The sequence below is a fragment of the Burkholderia sp. TSV86 genome (assembly GCF_001522865.1).
Taxonomy (GTDB): domain Bacteria; phylum Pseudomonadota; class Gammaproteobacteria; order Burkholderiales; family Burkholderiaceae; genus Burkholderia.
The window spans coordinates 111,344-128,659 of sequence record NZ_LOWB01000103.1; the positions used below are offsets into that span (position 1 = coordinate 111,344).

At 69.4% G+C, this 17,316-nt stretch carries 13 protein-coding genes, 1 pseudogene and 1 riboswitch; of the genes and pseudogenes, 8 read left to right on the plus strand and 6 right to left on the minus strand.

Features of this window, described 5'->3' with window-relative positions; translation table 11 throughout:
- The first annotated feature begins 77 nt into the window (after positions 1 to 77).
- From WS68_RS17765 to WS68_RS17780, 4 genes are all read left to right on the plus strand, one after another.
- Complete coding sequence (locus WS68_RS17765; protein WP_059572082.1) at positions 78 to 1,331, plus strand: ATP-binding protein; 1,254 nt, start codon at positions 78 to 80, stop codon at positions 1,329 to 1,331.
- A gap of 77 nt (positions 1,332 to 1,408) precedes the next feature.
- A complete protein-coding gene (locus WS68_RS17770; protein WP_059572035.1) occupies positions 1,409 to 2,017 on the plus strand; it encodes a vWA domain-containing protein in 609 nt (202 codons plus the stop codon).
- 67 nt (positions 2,018 to 2,084) lie between these two features.
- Entirely contained in the window at positions 2,085 to 2,783 is a 699-nt protein-coding gene (locus WS68_RS17775) for an alpha/beta hydrolase (RefSeq protein WP_059572083.1), read from the plus strand.
- 562 nt (positions 2,784 to 3,345) lie between these two features.
- Positions 3,346 to 4,587, plus strand: coding sequence for an F-box protein (locus tag WS68_RS17780; protein ID WP_197419635.1), 1,242 nt, complete (start codon positions 3,346 to 3,348; stop codon positions 4,585 to 4,587).
- A gap of 352 nt (positions 4,588 to 4,939) precedes the next feature.
- Here the strand turns inward: WS68_RS17780 and WS68_RS17785 are convergent, their stop codons facing one another.
- The 5 genes from WS68_RS17785 to cobG form a co-directional block, all read right to left on the minus strand.
- The gene (locus WS68_RS17785) at positions 4,940 to 6,295 is read right to left on the minus strand and encodes a chitinase (protein WP_059572037.1); all 1,356 of its coding nucleotides are present in this window, start codon (positions 6,293 to 6,295) and stop codon (positions 4,940 to 4,942) included.
- A gap of 229 nt (positions 6,296 to 6,524) precedes the next feature.
- A complete protein-coding gene (cobJ, locus tag WS68_RS17790; RefSeq protein WP_059572038.1) occupies positions 6,525 to 8,405 on the minus strand; it encodes a precorrin-3B C(17)-methyltransferase in 1,881 nt (626 codons plus the stop codon).
- Positions 8,402 to 9,136: a precorrin-2 C(20)-methyltransferase gene (locus tag WS68_RS17795; protein ID WP_059572039.1), complete on the minus strand. Its 735-nt coding sequence runs from the start codon at positions 9,134 to 9,136 to the stop codon at positions 8,402 to 8,404. Before WS68_RS17795 ends, cobJ begins: the two co-directional genes overlap by 4 nt.
- Positions 9,133 to 9,759, minus strand: coding sequence for a precorrin-8X methylmutase (locus tag WS68_RS17800; protein ID WP_059572040.1), 627 nt, complete (start codon positions 9,757 to 9,759; stop codon positions 9,133 to 9,135). Before WS68_RS17800 ends, WS68_RS17795 begins: the two co-directional genes overlap by 4 nt.
- Positions 9,752 to 11,194, minus strand: a complete 1,443-nt coding sequence (gene cobG, locus WS68_RS17805) for a precorrin-3B synthase (protein ID WP_059572041.1) — start codon at positions 11,192 to 11,194, stop codon at positions 9,752 to 9,754. Before cobG ends, WS68_RS17800 begins: the two co-directional genes overlap by 8 nt.
- A 108-nt stretch (positions 11,195 to 11,302) precedes the next feature.
- Positions 11,303 to 11,518: riboswitch (cobalamin riboswitch) on the minus strand.
- Positions 11,519 to 11,607: 89 nt separating this feature from the next.
- Between cobG and cbiE the strand changes: the two are divergent.
- From cbiE to cobM, 4 genes and pseudogenes are all read left to right on the plus strand, one after another.
- Positions 11,608 to 12,807, plus strand: a pseudogene (cbiE, locus tag WS68_RS17810) (precorrin-6y C5,15-methyltransferase (decarboxylating) subunit CbiE); the annotation flags it as partial.
- 371 nt (positions 12,808 to 13,178) lie between these two features.
- Positions 13,179 to 14,273, plus strand: a complete 1,095-nt coding sequence (locus WS68_RS17815) for a cobalt-precorrin-5B (C(1))-methyltransferase (protein WP_059572042.1) — start codon at positions 13,179 to 13,181, stop codon at positions 14,271 to 14,273.
- The gene (locus tag WS68_RS17820) at positions 14,270 to 15,004 is read left to right on the plus strand and encodes a cobalt-precorrin-6A reductase (protein WP_059572043.1); all 735 of its coding nucleotides are present in this window, start codon (positions 14,270 to 14,272) and stop codon (positions 15,002 to 15,004) included. The genes WS68_RS17815 and WS68_RS17820 overlap by 4 nt, the downstream gene beginning before the upstream one ends.
- Positions 15,005 to 15,224: 220 nt before the next feature.
- Entirely contained in the window at positions 15,225 to 15,950 is a 726-nt protein-coding gene (gene cobM / locus WS68_RS17830; protein ID WP_059572045.1) for a precorrin-4 C(11)-methyltransferase, read from the plus strand.
- 106 nt (positions 15,951 to 16,056) lie between these two features.
- Here cobM and WS68_RS17835 read toward each other — a convergent pair whose 3' ends face one another.
- Positions 16,057 to 17,229 carry an MFS transporter gene (locus tag WS68_RS17835; RefSeq protein WP_059572046.1) on the minus strand — a complete coding sequence of 391 codons (1,173 nt, stop codon included), beginning with the start codon at positions 17,227 to 17,229 and terminating at the stop codon, positions 16,057 to 16,059.
- Positions 17,230 to 17,316: the final 87 nt, after the last annotated feature.

Sequence of the window (17,316 nt, forward strand, 5' to 3'; positions counted from 1 at the left end):
GCGCCCGCGGCGGGCCGGCCGAACCGGGCACGGCAGCGGCGGCGCGAACGGCGGCAGCGCCGCAGAACACCGCCGCGCTGCCGGCTGCCTATCCGTTTGCCGCGCTGATCGGCCAGCAGGCATTGCAGCAGGCGCTGCTGCTCGTCGCGGTCGATCCGGGCATCGGCGGGGTGCTCGTCAGCGGCCCGCGCGGCACGGCCAAATCCACCGCCGCACGCGCGCTCGCCGAACTGCTGCCCGAAGGGCGCTTTGTCACGCTGCCGCTATCGGCCAGCGACGAACAGGTGACGGGCTCGCTCGATCTCGCGAGCGCGCTTGCCGATCACACGGTGCGCTTCGCGCCGGGCCTGATCGCGCGCGCGCATCGCGGCGTGCTGTATGTCGACGAAATCAATCTGCTGCCGGACGCGCTCGTCGATACGCTGCTCGATGCCGCCGCAAGCGGCATCAACACAGTGGAGCGCGACGGCATCTCGCACAGCCATCCGGCGCGCTTCGCGCTCGTCGGCACGATGAATCCCGAGGAGGGCGAGTTGCGGCCGCAGTTGCTCGACCGTTTCGGGCTGATGGTCGAAGTCGGCAATTGTTATGACGCTGCGCTACGGCAGCAGATCGTCAAGATGCGGCTTGCGTTCGATCTCGATGCACATGCGTTCCGGGAGCCGTACCGCGATGCGCAGGCGGCGCTCGTCGCGCGGATTCGCGCTGCGCGTGACGCGTTGCCGGCGCTTGCATTCAGCGATGCCGCGCATGCGCGCGCCGCCGCGCTGTGCATCGACGCGGCGGTCGACGGGCTGCGCGGCGATCTGGTGATGCTGCGCGCCGCGCGGGCGCTGGCCGCGCTCGAAGGCGCGGCGTCGGTTGACGCGGCGCACGTCGGGCGCGTGGCCGCCGACGTGTTGCGCCATCGGCGCACGCGGCCCGATGCCGATACGGCGGGGGCTGCCGACGCGGCGGTGCATGCCGCGCGGCGCGCGCCGGCGGGCGATTCGCCCAGCCAAACGCCATCGAACCCGGCGGGCCGCGACGCATCGTCCAAACCAAATGACGACGCGCGTATCGAGCACGCCGCCGATCAGGCCAGCGAGCCGCCGCCATCAGCGCGAGCCGGGTTCCGCGCTGAAGCGGGCGGCACGGCGCACGCCGGAGCCCGCGCGTCGTCCGGCGCGGACGGGGTGAACCGCCCGGTTCGCGGGGCCACCGCGCAAACCCGCGCGGACGCCGCGTCGCCGGCCGATCGCGACTGGGGCCATCTGCCGCCCGAACCGGTGGGAATGGCCCCGGCGCCGGCCGTCAAGCGCGTGATTGCGCTGCCGCTAAAAAAACGCTGAGCCATCGGACGGATGCCGCCGATGCCGCCGTCGCGCCCCATGCGTCCGGCAACGGCCTTCGATGGCTCGACACCGGCATACGCAAACGCTGCGCGCGCGGCGAACCCGGCTCGCGCATCGCATGGCGCGCCACGCTCGCGGCCGCGCGCGGCGACGCGCTGCGCGCCGAGCATCTGCGCTATCGGCCGCGATCGGGCAGCCCCGGCGCGCTGCATTGCTTCGTGCTCGATTGCTCCGCGTCGATGCTCGCACACGGACGTCTTGCGCGTGCAAAGGGGCTGGTTGTCGCATTGTTCGATTGCCTCGCGCGCGAACGCGCGGCGGCGGCGCTCGTTTGCTTCGGCGGCGGCTCGGCCAACGTGCGCTTCGGCCCGGCCGTGCCGCGCTGGTGGAACGAGCGCTGGCTCGCGCCGATCGGCGGCGGCGGCGGCACGCCGTTCGCGCAAGGGATCGACGCCGCGCAGCGGCTGCTCGCGCGCGCCGCGCGTCGGCAGCCGCAGCAAGCGCGCTGGCTCTGGGTGCTGTCCGACGGACGCACTCGCGAAACACCGGCGCGTCCCGTCCATGCCGAGCGGATCGTCGTCGTCGATTTCGATGACGCGTCCGTCCGGCTCGGCCGCTGCGCCCGGCTGGCCCGCGCGTGGGGCGCGACGCTGATCGAGCCGGATGCGCTCGGTAGCGGCTGATCGCCGGCGGCGCGGCCGATATGCGATCATCGGCCGATATTCACTCGACCTTGCGGAGCCGACCAGCATGACCGACGAGCAGCCGACCATCGAAATCGAAACCGGTCCTAACCCGACATTCGCCGTGATCCTGATGCATGGTCTCGGCGCCGACGCGCACGACTTCGTGCCGTTGATTCCGGAATTGCACCTGCGCGATGCGCCAGCCGTGCGTTTCGTGCTGCCGAACGCGCCCGAGATTGCGGTGACCGCGAACAACGGCTATGTGATGCGCGCGTGGTACGACATTTTGTCGTTCCAGACGCTTGGCCGGCAGGTCGACGAAGCGGGAGTCGAGGCGTCCTGCGCGACGGTGCGCCGGCTGATCGACGCGGAAAACCGGCGCGGTATTCCGACTTCGCGGATTTTCGTCGCGGGCTTTTCGCAGGGCGGCGCGATGACTTATTCGGCGGGGCTCACGCATCCGGATACGCTTGCCGGCCTGATCGTGCTGTCCGGATATATTCCGTCGCCGGACTTCATCGATAGGCGGCTCGCCGAAGCGAATCGAAGCACGCCGATCTTCGCCGCGCACGGCACCAGCGATGACGTTCTACCGGTCGCGCTCGGCGAGGCCGCGCGCGATTTCGCAACGGCGCGCGGCGCGGGCGCCGGCTCGCGCGTCGAATGGCACGCGTATCCGATGCCGCATTCGGTTTGCGCGGAAGAGGTCGATGCGTTGCGCGGCTGGCTGCATGCGCGGATTGCCGCGCTTGCCTCGGCGTGAGCGCCGGAAACGGTCGAACTAAACGGTCGAACTAAGCGGTTTGATGATTGATGCGGCACTAGAATGGTCGAAATGGGCTTCGACCATTTTTTTGTTTGCCCATCGTCGAGCTGCGCTTGAGCCGCGTGCGAAGCGCTTCGAAAAATTCGACGATCCACGCCCTCTCGATCACGTTGTCGCGCAGCCGCTGTGGTCCTTACGCGCGGGGAAGCGCCTCGCGCGAACTGTGTTGATACGCGGATGAAGCCGGCCGACGCGGCATCGCGATACAAACCGTCCGATTGCGCATCCGCATTTTCGCCGGCATGCGAAGTATTGCGGTGCACACGCTGTTCGCTGAGGCTGCATCACGGATGATCTTTTTTCCAACTTCGGCTCGGACACACCCATGCCAGGCAATCCCCACCTTATCCGCCGCACGCACTCCGCGACAGATTTGACCGTTACCCCGGAGCCTGTCGAGGGTGCCGCTCACACCAGCGCCGGCAGTAGCGCCGCGCCATCCCAACGTTCTGAGCCGAGCCGCTCGCCATCTCTCGCTCTTCAACCGGACTCCGGACGATTGAAAGAGTTGCAGAGCTTGCCCCCGGAACTCACCCGGCTGGTCGCATCGCATCTGCCGCCCAGGGACAGGCTTTCACTGGCCGGCACCAGTCGATCGTTGAATCATCGGCTCGAGATAGAACAAGAGGCTGCGCGGATCACCCTGGGAGCGGCTAGGGCGCGCACAGCCGACAACCTGACCGGTTTGCTGACACGCGTTGCGAGACTTCCCAAGTCTTTCCAACGCGAGCCGTTCATGGCGCTTGCTGCGCAGATCCGTCAGCTACCGGAAGCTGGCCGGACGGCGACCTTCGATGGCATGTTCAACGCGCTCCGGCAGCTGCCTGCCGAACATCGCCACGGGCCGCTCAGTTCGCTCGCTTCGATGATCGAGCACCTACCGGATGCCGATCAGATGGCGGCATTCAACGGCGCATTCAACGCGGCTGGACAACTGCCCGGCGAATACCGCCACGGGCCGCTCGAGGCGCTCGCCCCGATGATCGGGCGTCTGCCGAGCGCGGCCCGGACGAAGGCGTTCAATGGCGTTTTCGGCGCAATCGGGCAACTGTCCGCCGGACGCCGCTGCGGACCGCTCGGCGCGCTCGTTCCCATGATCAGGCATTTGCCGGGAGAGACGCGAGAGACGGCGTTCGATCGCGTGTTCGCCGCGACCCAGCAACTGCCCGCCGGGCTGCGCCGCGAGCCACTTAGCGCACTCGCCCGCATGATCGAGCATTTGCCGCAGGCCGACCTGATGACGGTGTTCAATCGTATTTCCGACGCAACCGGACACTTGCCCGCTCAACACCGTCACGAACCACTCGGGACGCTTGCCAGGTGGATCGGACGTTTGCCGCTAGTCGATCGGACGCTGATGTTCGATCGCATTCTCGTTCAGGCCCGGCAACTGCCCGGCGAACGCCGCAGCGAGCCGCTCACGGAGCTTGCCAGCCATATCTGGACGCTGCCGTTAGCCGACAGGGCGGCAGCGTTCGATGGCGTTTTCGATGCGGGCGGACAACTGCCCGACGAATTCCGCCACGGGCTGCTCAATACACTTGCGACCTGGATCGGGGTTTTGCCGTCAGCCCATCGGACGGCGGCGTTCGACAGCGTTCTCGGCGCGGCCGCTCGACTGCCCGGCGACTACCCTCTCCAGCAGCTCAACAATGCACTCCTCATTACGATTGGGAGTCTGGCGCAAGAGGATCAGGCCATGGCGCTCCATCGTCTGAACCAATCTATTATTTCCGTGTGACGCGGTGGCCCGCTGCGCGACGGGCAGCGGATCTTTGCCGTGGGCCGCCGGTGGCGGTCCATTCCGGTTGCAATTGCCGGCACGTCGATTCGTTCGACGTGCCGGCCTTAGGATCGTGCCGATCGTCGCGCAGTGAATCATCAAAAGACCGCCGTTCGCGCGTGCGCGTTACCGTGCGCAACGCCGTTGACTTCCGTCGGCTTCGGCGCGAATCCGCGGCGAAGCCCGAACGCCGGTGTCGGCGCAACCCGATGCCGGGACAGCGGGCGATGTGCACCGCCGCAAGCGGCGCCTCCCTTCAGCGATGCGCAACAGGAGGGAGGTACCCAGACCGCTCGTTCTTGCGCAATCCTTACGATTTCACCCACACGCCGCCCGCGCTCGGCACGTTGCCCTGCGTCCACCACTGCGCGCAGTACTTCGCGCCCTGATACATCACGCAGGTGCCGCCCGGGTACGACGCGTCAGGCGACCAGGTTGGCGTGCCGCCGCTGACCGGTTTCCAGACCGCTGCCTGCCCCGGCACTTCGCCTTGCGTCCACCATTGCGCCTGATACGTGATGCCCTGGTACGTGACCGTCTGGCCCGCCGTATAGACTTGGCTTGCCGACCACGGCGCGGCCGACGGGGGCGTGCCGCCGCCCGTTGTGCCGCCGTAGTTCGGATCTTGCGTGACGCCGGTGCCCCAGTGTCCGGCGGCCTGCTTGAAGATCGCGGCGAACGCATACGGTTGTTGAACGATGCCCGAGCAAGTATCGGAAACCGACGCGCCATTGTTCGGGCACGCTTGATCGCGGCCTGCCGACCAGTTGCTGATCAAGCCGTAGCCATTGGCACGCGCGGCGTTCAACACGCTCTGCGCGTTGGCCAGCGTGAAGGTTTCGCCTTGCACGTCGTTCATGCCGATCATCGGCGTGACGCCGATCCGCTGCCAGAGCTGCGCACTGGTCTGCGGCTGACCGATGGCCTTATACGCGATATCGAGCTGCGAATAAAGCGCCTGCGCGGCGCCGATCGCGGCGGCGCCCATGTCGAGGTTCGCCGGGCCGTAGTCCATCGTCATGATGTTGAGCGCATCGATCGCCGTCTTGTTCGCAAGCGCCGCGTTCAGCACGTTCAGACCGTCGTCTATGAGACCCGTCGGCATCACGGGCAGCGTCAACGTGACCGACAGCGTCTTGCCCTTCGCCGCATACTCGGCCTGAAGCTGCGACACTGCTTGAAAATTGCGCGCGACGGCCGCGCTGTCCTGCTGCGCGGCGCCTTCGATGTCGAAATCGAGGTGGCGAAGGTCGTATGTATCGATGACCGTCTGATATGCGGTCTTCAGCGCGGGCACGCTCGAGCACGCCTGCATCAGCGGCGTGCCAGCCGCGCCGCCGAACGATACCGCGACTTCGCCGCCTTTCGCGCGGTAGCTGGCAAGCGATGCCGCAATCGACGCGAGCAGATCGCCGCTCGCGCCGCCCCCAATCTGCTGAACGCCGCCCCACGACGGCACGCACTGGCCGTTCGAGACGACGAACGCGAGCGTGAACTGCTGGATGCCTTGCGTGACGCCGATCTTGTCGATTTGCGGCGTCGGATAGAGCGTCACGTCAAGATACGGCGCGTAGACGCCCGTCGCATGACAGACGCCCGCCGCAGCGAGCATCCAGCCCGCGGCGAGCGCACGCGGGACGAACCGAGACAACCGACTGGTTTTCATGATGTGTCTCCATGTTGGGGAGGCGGGACATGCTGGCCCACATGTCGCCGCCGGGCCGCCGCGTTCGATGCGGCGATCGATGCATCGGCGCGCACATCATGGAGGATTCCGGGCAAAAAGGAATGATTGGTTATGTTGTTTACTGTGTTATTTCTTATCAGTTGACAATCAATTCGGCTTCCTGTTCAAAAGCACCCCGAAACAATTTCGCGGATTGCTGATCGATCGATCATCGATACCAGCGCGGCGTGTACACCCATTCGCGCGCGCCGTCGCGGGTGAAACGGCGCGTCGTCGACGAGCCGACGATCACCATGGTCCGCATGTCGACCTGCCGCGCGCACAGCGCGCCGAGCGTCGTCGTGACGAGTGTGGCGCCCGGGCGGCCGATATCGCGGCCGAGCACGACGACCGTCTCCGGCGCGCGATGACGGCGCACCGCGTCGAGCGCGCGATCGAACTGCACGGGGCGCGCGCGCGACACGGGGTTGTAGAACGCAAGCACGAGATCGGCTGCCGCCGCGTGCTCGATGCGCTTTTCGATGATTGCCCACGGCTTGAGGTTGTCCGACAGCGAGATCATGCAGAAATCGTGGCCGAGCGGCGCACCCGCCTCGGCGGCGGTGGCGAGCGCGGCCGACACGCCCGGCACGATATCGAGTTCGATAGCTGCCCAGCGCGCGTCGCCGGATGCGTCGAGCGCTTCGAGCACGGCGGCCGCCATCGCGAACACGCCGGGGTCGCCGGACGACACCACCGCGACGCGCCGGCCGCACGCGGCAAGCTCGAATGCGTGGCGCGCGCGCTGCAACTCCTCGCGATTGTCGGAGGCGTGCAGCCGCTGGTCTGCCCGGAACGGGCCGGCCATGTCGACATAGGTTGCGTAGCCGACGATATCGGTCGCGTCGGCGAGCGCGGCGCGCGCGGCGGGCGTCAGCAGATCGGCCCGGCCGGGGCCGAGGCCCAGCACGGTGACGCGGCCGCGCGCGGCGCCGAGCGCCTCGGGGTCGATAGGGGCATCGGCGACGGCGATCGCGAGGCCGCGCGGCGTCGCGGACGCGGGATGAGCGCCGTGCGGGGCCGGGACGTGCCGCGCGGGCAATGCGGACAGCGCGATATCCAGCACGGCGGATGCGTCGCGCGCGTCGCCTTCGACGAAGCGCAGCGGCACGCGTAACGCGCGCGCTGCTTCGGTCAGCGCCGAGTCGCCGATGCGGCGCGCGGGGGCGACGAGCGCGGCAAGCGCGAGCGGCGCGAGATCGTGTGCGGCGAGCAGCGCGGCGATGCGCGAGGCGAGCGGGGGCAGCGCAGCACGGCAGCCCGGCGCGGGCGCCAGCTCGGCGCTATCGCCATCGGACCCGGCGCAGCTGCCGGCATGCCGTTGCGCATCGTCCCGCGGGCCGGCCATCCCGTCGGCGGTGTGCGCACGCGCATCGCCGTCCGGATCATGGCGTGCAGCGTCGTCGTCGCCGCCGATTGCGACGACGACACTGCGCGGATGAATCAGCAGCTCGTGTGCCGCGCGTCGCGACGCATGGGGCGTGATCCGGATCGCATGCTCGGCGTGCGCGTCGCGCGGCAGCGCGACCTCGTCGAGCCACGGCGCCGCGCCGACGACGCGCGTACTCGCGCCCGCCAGCAAGTCGGACACGAAGCGCTTGCCCGCATCGAGATCGGCCAGGGCGTAGCCGTCGGGCGGATTCAGCACGCACGCGCCGAAGCGCAGCTCGCCGCTCGTCGTGATCGCGGGCGCGACGCCGAGTTCGCGGGCAATGTCCCGCGCCAGCAGGTTCGCTCCCGTGAGCCCGCCGAGCAGCGGCACGACGGCGCTGCCGTCCTCGGCCACCGCGAGCACCGGCGGCTCGGCGCCTTTATCGATCAAGCACGGTGCGATGCAGCGGATCACGATGCCGGCGGCGAACAATGCGACGATCGGCACGCCGCGCGCATACAGTTCGCGCAAGTGCGCGCCAAGCTCGGCGAAGGCGAGATCGCCTTGCGCGCGGCCCGCGAGCGCATGGATCAGCGCGCCGTCGTAGCGCGCGCGGATGCGCTGCGCGGCCGGCAGCGCGCCCGGCCCGAGTATCACGATCGCGGGCGCGGCCGTCATCCTTGCCATTTTTCCCCCGGTATCACGAGCAACGAAAAGTACGGCGACGCCATCGGATCGACTTGCGCAAGCGGCACGATGCGCTGCGTGTCCATCGTCGCGCGTTCGACATACAGCGCGCGCTGCGCGAGATCGAGTTCGTCGAGCACGCGGCGCACCTTGTCGAAATTGCGGCCGAGCTTCATGACGACGGCCGCGTCGGCGCTGGCGAGCCGCTCGCGCAACTCGTGCTCCGGCAGCACGCCGGATAGCACGGACAGGCTTTGATTCCGGTAGACGAGCGGCACACCGAGCACCGCCGCGCCGCCGAGCATCGAGCACACGCCCGGCACGACTTCGGCGTCGTAGTGCGACGCAAGCCGGTCGTGCAGGTACATGTACGAACCGTAGAAAAACGGATCGCCCTCGCAGATCACGGCGACATCGCGCCCCGCGTCGAGATGGGCAGCGACGCTGGCGGCGGCCGTATCGTAGAACTCGGCGATCACGGTTTCGTAGCAAAGCGGCGGCGGCAACGCTTCGGTCGTCACCGGATAGACCAGCGGCAATTGGATTTGCGCATCGCTCAGATGCGTTTCGACGATGCCGAACGCATTGCCTTTTTTCCCCTTGGCGACGAAGTGCGCGACGACGCTCGCCGCTTTCAGCACGCGCAGCGCCTTGAGCGTCAACAGCTCAGGGTCGCCGGGGCCGACGCCGAGTCCGAACAGGCGGCCGGTTGCGCGAGTCATTCGGCCTCCGAAGCGAGTGCGTTGACGGCTGCCGCGACCATCGCGCTGCCGCCGCGCCGGCCGGCCACGGCGACGAATGGCGTGCCGCGGCTGTCGGCTGCCAGCAGCGCCTTCGATTCCGCCGCGCCGACGAAACCGACCGGAAAGCCGAGAATCAGCGCGGGCCGCGGCGCGCCCGCATCGAGCATGTCGAGCAGATGGAAGAGGGCGGTCGGCGCGTTGCCGATTGCGACGACGCTGCCTGCCAGGTACGGCCGCCACAGTTCGAGCGCGGCCGCCGAGCGGGTGTTGCCGAGCTTGCGCGCGAGTTGCGCCACGCCGGGTTCGCCAAGCGTGCAGATCACCGGGTTGGCCGCCGGCAGCCGCGCGCGCGTGATGCCCTCGGCGACCATCCGCGCGTCGCAGAGGATCGGCGCGCCCGCCGCGAGCGCGGCGCGGCCGGCCGCGCCCGCATCGGCGGAAAATCGCAGATCGCGCACGATATCGACCATGCCGCATGCATGGATCACGCGCACCGCGAGTTTTTCGAGATCGGGCGGCACGCCCGAGAGATCGGCTTCGGCGCGGATCGTCGCGAACGATTCGCGGTAGATCGCATTGCCGTCGCGAAGGTAGTCAAGCATCAATGTCGTCCTCAATGGGCCGCGCGCGGCGCGCGAGCACGGCGGCGGCCTCGTCGATCGTCAGGTGGCGCGCGACGGCGGCGCCGAAGCCCGCCGCGCCGTCGCGCCGATAAAGGTCGTAATGGCCGGCCGCGGTCGCGACGAGCGTATGCGCGGCCGCGCGCGGCATCGCGCACGAACGGGCGCAGCCGCTGATGTGAAGCTCGGCGGGCGCCGTGAGCCGGGCGGCGAGCGCGAGCGCGTCGGCTTTCGTATCGGCGTGCGCGCGTGCGCAGCCGCTCGCGCCCGCGCACGCGACGACATGCGCGAGCGGCGCGAGCGCATCGCAAACGAAGCCGAGGGCGGTGAGCCGGGCAAGCGCGTCATGCGCGGCATCGCGCGCGACGCCCGCCAGCATCACGCTTTGCCAAGGCGTGATGCGCAGCGTGCCGTCGCCGTGCGAATCGGCCAGCGCGGCAAGCGCGTCGAGGCGCGCGGCGTCGAGCCGGCCAAGCGGCGGTTGCCCGCCGACGAAGCAGCGCGCCGGATCGCGCTCGGGCTCGATGCCGAAGCGCCGGGCCGGCTCGGCGCGCACGCGGCGCCAGCCAGCGAGGCCGGGATCGCGGCGCAGCGCAAACGGCAGCCGTGCTTCGGCATGCGAAAGAAGCTGGTCGGCGGGGTGGAGCGCGAGCCAGTCTCGCATTCGCGTCGCGCCGGCGGGCGCAAGCTCGACGAAACTCGTGATGAGCGCGCGCACGCATTCGACCGCTTGCGCCGGCGCGATGCTCGCGAGCGCGCGCTGTTGCGGCCCGATGCGTGCGCCGTCGACGGGCGGGCAGCCGGCCAGGCCGAGCGCGAGCCGCGTGTGCCCGTGCGCGTCGCGCAGCGCGCACAGCCAGATGTCGTGCGGATGATCGAGCGCCGCCAGCCGTTCGCCGCCGTCGAGCAGCAGCGAGAATTTCGGCGACAGCGCCGCGCAGCGCGGCTCGGTTTGCAGCATCGCGAGCAGCGGCGCGGCGAGCGCGGCGCTGTCGATGAGCGCCTGCGGATCGCGGCCGGCGGTCGGACTCAGCATCAAATTGCGCACGTCGTCGCGCGCGCCCATGCAGGCCGCGCGCGCTGCGCGCGGCAGATCTTCGGTCAGCGGGCCGAGCCCGGCGTCGATCAGCGCGCGGCTGACGTCCGCGCCGCAACCGGGCTTCACGCCGCGCAATTGCAGGTTCGCGCGATTGGTCGCCTCGATCACGCCCGAGCCGAATGCATGCGCGACCGCCGCGATCGCGCGCGCCTGTGCGGCCGTGAGCGAGCCGCCCGCGAGCCGGATGCGGCACAGGCCGCCGTCGCGCGCGGCGACGATCCGCACGAGCCCCGGGCAAGCGCTGGCGCCGCGCGTTGCGTTTGGCGCGCGCTCAATGGCGTCGGCATCGGCTGATAAAACCGTGGCGGTAGGATTCAACGGCGCTCCGGATAAGCGTCGCGCGACAGGCCGGGCACAGCGTGTGGCGCGCACGGCGCGCGCAACGCAGGCTGATGCATCGGTACACCCCGCCCGATGTCGGCTGGCACGAACGAAACGTCACCGGCAGGTCTCCTGGCTGGCAGGTCGTCATCCACAGTGTGGCCTTCCCGGTGGCCGCAACGCGCGGCGCTGCCGGTGGCGTCAATCGGATGCGGACTCGCTGCTCACAGTTGCGGGGGCAGCCGCAGCGGCGCGGTGCGGTGCGGTGCGCTCTGCGTTCCCTGTTCGGCCCCGTGGGGCACCGGCGGACGGACACGGTATTATGCCTTTTTTCACGACGCCCGAATGCATTGTGCCGTGCGCGCGGGCGGAGTCTGGACGATCGACTGGGACAAGATGGAGTACGACGGATGACCGCGTGGCTGACGGTGGTGGGAATCGGCGACGACGGATATGCAGGGCTTGGCGAGCGGGCGCGGCGCGCGCTGGCCGATGCGGCGGTGACGATCGGCGCCGAGCGTCACCTGGCGATGCTGCCCGCGTGGCTTGCTACCGAGCGCGAACCGTGGCCGAAGCCGTTCGATCTTGCGCCGCTCGTCGCTCGCCGCCCCGCTCGCGTGTGCGTGCTCGCGAGCGGCGATCCGATGCTGTTCGGCGTCGGCGCGACGCTTGCGGGCATGCTCGCGCCGCACGAGTGGCAGGTGCTGCCCGCGCCGTCGTCGCTGTCGCTCGCGGCCGCGCGCATCGGCTGGGCGCTGCAGGACGTCGACGCCGTATCGCTCGTCGGGCGTCCGCTCGCGACGCTGCATCGCTATCTTTATCCGGGCCGCCGCCTATTGGTGCTGAGCGCGGACGGCGCGACGCCCGCCGCGATCGCGGGCGCGCTTGTCGCGCGCGGCTTCGGGCCGAGTGCGATGAGCGTGTTCGAGCACCTGGGCGGGCCGCTTGAGCGGCGCGTCGATGCGCGCGCCGACGCGTGGGGCGGCGCGCGCGCGGCCGCGCTCAATCTCGTCGCGATCGAATGCCGCGCGCACGCCGGCGCGCCGCGTCTCGCGCTTACGCCCGGCTTGCCGGACGACACTTATCGCCATGACGGCCAGCTCACCAAGCGCGAGTTGCGCGCACTCGCGCTCGCGCGGCTCGCGCCCGCGCCGGGCGAACTGCTGTGGGATGTCGGCGCGGGCTGCGGGTCGATCGGTATCGAGTGGATGCGCGCGCACCCAAGCTGCCGCGCGATCGCGATCGAAGCGCATCCGGACCGGCAACGGCTGATCGAGCACAACCGCGATGCGCTCGGCGTGCCGGCTCTCGTGCTCGTTGCCGGCCGCGCGCCCGATGCGCTCGCGGGACTGCCCGCACCCGACGCCGTATTCGTCGGCGGCGGCGTGAGCCGCGCGGGCGTGCTCGATGCATGCTGGAGCAGCCTGAAGCCGGCAGGGCGGTTGATCGCGCACGCGGTCACGCTGCAAGGCGAAGCGGCGCTCGTTGCGTGGCGCGAGCGGCACGGCGGCGCGCTGACGCGCGTGTCGATCGCCCATGCGCAGCCGCTCGGCGGCTTCGACGCATGGCGGCAGGCGCTGCCGGTGACGCTGTACGACGGGCGCAAACCATGCGAGGAATCGTGCCGCACCCAGGCGCTCGAAGCTGTCAGCGAGGAACGTGTGGCGGCGAGTGGCGCGCATGGCCCGAATCAGGACCTGTCGATCGATTCGGACGATTCTCTTGCGCACGGCCTGAACGGGCGGCTGTCGGCAGACTCGCGCGCGCGCAATGTGCGCAGCGATGCGCTTTCGGGCGGATCGACAATGGAAGATGTCACGTCACCGGCCGGTATGCCTGCGACGGGCGCGCACGGCATGCCGGCACGCGGATCGGATACGCCGGCCGGTATGCCGCCGCGCATCGCACCCGCATCGCACACCCCGGACGCCGCAGGCCCGCCCGAACCCGGCCCGTGCGCCGGTTCGCTGCCGGAGCGCGGATGATGCGCGACGAAACACCCGAGCAACCTGCGCCGCTGCGCTTCGGCTATACGACGGGCAGCTGCGCGACCGCGACATCGCTTGCGGCCGCGCGTCTGTTGCTCGCCGGACAGCGCAGCGAGCTGGTCGAAATCGTGCTGCCGAAGGGCCAGCATGTGACGATGCGGCTCGAGTACTGCCGCATGCGCGCTGACGGCCACGCGGAAGCGGGCACCATCAAGGACGCGGGCGACGATCCCGACGTCACGCACGGCGCGCTCGTGTTCGCGCGCGTCGCGCTCGCCGGCGCACCGGGCGTGCGCTTTCGCGCGGGGCCAGGCGTTGGCACCGTCACGCGCGCGGGACTTTCGCTCGCGATCGGCGAGCCAGCGATCAACCCGGTGCCGCGCCGGATGATCACCGAGCATTTGAGCGCGCTTGCGGCCGAGCACCGCTATGCGGGCGGCTTCGACGTGGCGATCGGCGTCGAGGGCGGCGACGCGCTTGCGCAAAAGACGATGAATCCTCGCCTGGGGATCGTCGGCGGACTGTCGATTCTCGGCACCACGGGCATCGTGCGGCCGTTCTCATGTTCGGCGTACATCGCGTCGATTCACCAGGGCATCGACGTCGCACGGGCCAATGGCATGCATCACATCGCTGCGTGCACCGGCAACGCGAGCGAGGATGCGGTGCGCGCGCGCTATGGCCTGCCCGATATCGCATTGATCGAGATGGGCGACTTCGCCGGGGCCGTGCTCAAGTATCTGCGCCGCGCGAGCGTCGCGCGGCTCACGCTGTGCGGCGGCTTCGGCAAGTTCAGCAAGCTCGCGGCCGGCCATCTCGATCTCCACAGCCGCCATTCCAGCATCGATATGCCACAGCTTGCCCAATGGGCCGCCGATGCGGGCGCGAGCGCGGCGTTGCAGCAGGCGATCCGCGCGGCGAATACGAGCCAGCAAGCGCTCGCGGTCGCGCTCGCGGCGCGCGTGCCGCTTGGCGACATCGTCTGCGCGCACGCGCGCCGCGTTGCATGCGAGATCGTGCCGGCGTCGGTGGCCGTCGAGACGCTCGCGATCGACCGCGAGGGCCGCATCGTCGGCATTGCATCATGAGCGCGCGCCGTATCCTGATGCTCGGCGGAACGGGCGATGCGTTGCGCGCCGCACGCGCGCTCGGCCCGCAAGACGTGTACAGCCTCGCGGGCCTCGGCAAGGCGCCCGGCGATCTCGCCTGCCGCGTGCGCGTGGGCGGCTTCGGCGGGGCCGACGGTCTCGCGTGCTATCTGCGCGACGAGGCGATCGCACTCGTCATCGACGCCACGCATCCATTCGCCGCGCGCATCAGCGCGAACGCGGCTGCCGCCTGCGATGCGGCGCGCGTGCGCTATTGGGCGCTGCGCCGCGCGCCGTGGCGCCCGAGGCCGGGCGACGATTGGCGTGGCGTCGCGGATTGGGACGGCGTTGCCGCCGCGATCGCGCCGTTCTCGCGGCCGCTTTTCACGCTTGGCCGCGAGCCGCTTGCACATCTCGACGAAATCGCACCACACCAGCACTGGATCGTGCGCTGCCTCGACGTGCATCCCGGCAACGCACGCGCGCACGTGCTCGCGGCGCGCGGCCCGTTTACGGTCGACGGCGAGCGGGCGCTGTTTGCTGTTTGCGGGATCGACGTCGTCGTCAGCAAGAACAGCGGCGGGGCGGCGACGGAAGCAAAACTCGACGTCGCGCGCGAACGGCGCATTCCGGTGGTGATGGTCGAGCGCCCGGCGCTTCCTGATGCGGACTGCGAATTCGACGACGCCGCCGCGCTTGCCGGCGCGTTACATGCGTTTCGTGCGGGATGACGCGTGGCGCGCGATGCGTTTCGGTCACATGCAACGCCGACGCGGCGGCGAACATACATGACAACGCTTGGCATTGGCGCAACGGCAGCCGGGGCCGCACACGGGCGGCTCCGCCGCGCAGGCAGGCTTGCGGCATAAAGGCGGTGCGATCGAGCGTGCGTGTCGCGCGCCTTACGCACGTCGAAATCCAATTTTTTGCCGACGAATGACGGAGTCTTGAATGACGGTATATTTCATTGGCGCGGGGCCTGGCGACCCCGAGCTGATTACGGTGAAAGGGCAGCGCCTGGTGCGAAGCTGCCCGGTGATCCTGTACGCGGGCTCGCTCGTGCCCGCCGCAGTGCTCGACGGCCATCGTGCCGAGCGGCTCGTCAATACGGCTGAACTCGATTTGGACGAGATTGTCGCGTTACTCGCCGATGCGCACGCAAAAGGGCAGGACGTCGCGCGCGTGCATTCGGGCGATCCGTCGTTGTTCGGCGCGATCGGCGAGCAGATCCGGAGGCTCGGCGCGCTCGGGATTCCTTACGAAATCGTCCCGGGCGTGACTGCGACGGCCGCGTGCGCGGCCGCGCTCGGCGTCGAGTTGACGCTGCCGGGCATCGCGCAGACAGTGATCCTCACGCGTTATGCGGGCAAGACGACGATGCCGGAAGGCGAAGCGCTCGCGGGTCTTGCCGTGCATCGCGCAACGCTCGCGATCCATCTCGGCGTGCGGCACCTCGCGCGTATCGTCGACGATGTGCTGCCGCACTATGGTGCGGATTGTCCCGTCGCGGTGATCTACCGCGCCAGTTGGCCTGATGAGCAGCGCGTGACGGGCACACTCGGCGATATCGTCGGCAAGATCGCGAACACGCAAATCGAACGCACCGCGCTGATTCTGATTGGGCGCGTGCTCGATGCGCGAGGCTTCGACGATTCGACGCTCTATGCGAAAGATTGAATCGCGGGTTCGGGCGCGGCTCGAGCCGCGCCGAAGAAAACCGCATGCGTGATAGAAGTCCGATATGCCGCCACGCCGATTGGCCCCATATGCGGCATGCGTCCCATCACGCGCCGCTTCGCACGGCGGCGGCCATGTGGGGCGCAAAACGTGCGGCGATTCCGGCCATCACGACGCAGACGGCGGCCATGAAGCTCCAGGCCGGCGACAGATCGGCGACATTCTGCCGGATCACGCCGGCGACGAATGGAAACAGGCTTGCGATCAAGTAACCGATCCCCTGAACAAAACCCGCCAGCGCGCCGGCCTCGGCCGGATGCGGCGCATGATCGAGCGCGACGATCAGCGACAGCGGAAACAGTGCGCCGATGCCGCAGCCGATCAGCAGCGATGCGGGCAATGCGCCAGCGAGCGGCGCCGCGATCAGGACGATCAGGCCTGCGAACAATGACGCGATCGCGGTGAAAAGCGCGGGGCGGCGATCCGGCAGCCGGTCAATGAATGCCGATACGGCGAGGCCGGCGACGACCTCGGCGAGCGTCACGCCGCCGAGCAGGCCGCCAGCCGCCTCGGACGGCCAGCCAAGCGCCAGGTAATAAGGCGGCAGCCACGCGAGCACGAGCGTATAGGCGCCCGTGCCGAGACCGAAAAAGGTGGCCAGCAGCCATGCGCGCGCGCCGGGCGTGCTGCACGCAGTCGTGCGTGATTGCGCGGTGCGCGCGGCGGTTGGCGTGGCAAGCGGCCACAGAACGGCCGCCGCGACGGCGGGCAATGCCCAGCCGGCAAGTGCGGGCGCCCAGCCGGTCGTGCGCGCGGCAAACGGTGTCGAGACGCTCGCGAGCACGGCGCCGCCCATGATCGATGTCGAATAAAAACCCATGACGCTACCCGCGCGCGCGGCGAATTGCGCCTTGATGAACGCGGGCAGCAGCGCTTGCACGGCCGCGATGCCGAGCCCCGCGCCTACTGCGGAAGCCAGCAGCACGGCGGGCGAATCCGCGCCGATGCGCGACGCGCACGCAAGCGCGATCAGCACGACGCCGAGCCAGACGCCCGCCCGCACACCGGCGCGATGCGCGAGCCATCGCGCGCTCAGTGCGCCCGCGCCCATCAATAAGATCGGCACGGTGGTCAGCAAGCTGGCGGCACTGTCGGATAAGCCGGTTGCGCGCTGGATCGTATCGAGAAGCGGCCCGATCGACGCAAGCACCGGACGAAGATTGAGGCCAACCACGACAATAGCGGCAAGCCGCCAGGCGGAAGAATTGGGTAAGCGCATATCGGATGAGTGATGCACGAGGCTGGTTGCCAGCCGCGTACACCACGTATAATTATCTCGACATCAAGATAAATTCGGTTTATCTCG